We start from the raw sequence: 701 nt of genomic DNA on the forward strand, positions 1-701 counted from the left end.
AGCCGGGGGTGCGGCCGAGGACGTGATCGAGCTCGAGGTCGGGCCGGTGGCACACGGCGGGAGCTGCGTGGCCCGCGACAACGGCCGGGTGGTCTTCGTCCGGCACGCCCTGCCGGGTGAGCGGGTACGGGCCCGGCTGACGGACACCTCGCACGGCAGCTACTGGCGGGCGGACGCCGTCGAGGTGCTGCGCGCCGCGCCGGAGCGCGTCGTCCCGCCGTGCCCGCACGCCGGGGCCGGCGGGTGCGGGGGATGCGACTGGCAGCATGCCTCCCTCGCCGCGCAGCGGCGACTGAAGGCGACGGTGGTCCGCGAGCAGCTGCGCCGGCTGGCCGGGCTGGACCGTCCCGTCGAGGTCGAGGCGGTGGACGCCTTACCGCCCGCACCGCCGCCCGCATCACCGCCGGGCGAGCCGCGAGACACTCCATCGCCGGGTGCGCCGCCGCGAGACGTGCTGTCGCCGGCCGCACTGCCGTCGGGCGCACTGCCGTCGGGCGCGCTGCCGTCGGCCGAGGGTGAGGGTCTGGGCTGGCGGACCAGGATGCGGTATGCGCTGACCGCGCAGGGCGAGGTCGGACTGCGCGGCCACCGCTCGCACGAGATCGTTCCCGCCGCGGACTGCCTGATCGCCCACCCACTGGTGCGCGCGGCGGTCACCGGCCGGGTGTTCCCGGTGCGTGCCGCTGGTGCCGCTGGTGGGG

Annotated in this window: 1 protein-coding gene; it reads left to right on the forward strand. The window is 77.5% G+C overall.

Annotated features, from left to right (window positions below; all coding sequences use genetic code 11):
- Positions 1–22 precede the first annotated feature (22 nt).
- Positions 23–701 (forward strand): TRAM domain-containing protein (locus NBW84_RS12985; protein WP_250284914.1); only part of this gene is annotated, 679 nt, incomplete at its 3' end.

It is taken from the genome of Protofrankia sp. CiP1_Cm_nod2, from assembly GCF_920664355.1.
Lineage (GTDB): Bacteria > Actinomycetota > Actinomycetes > Frankiales > Frankiaceae > Protofrankia.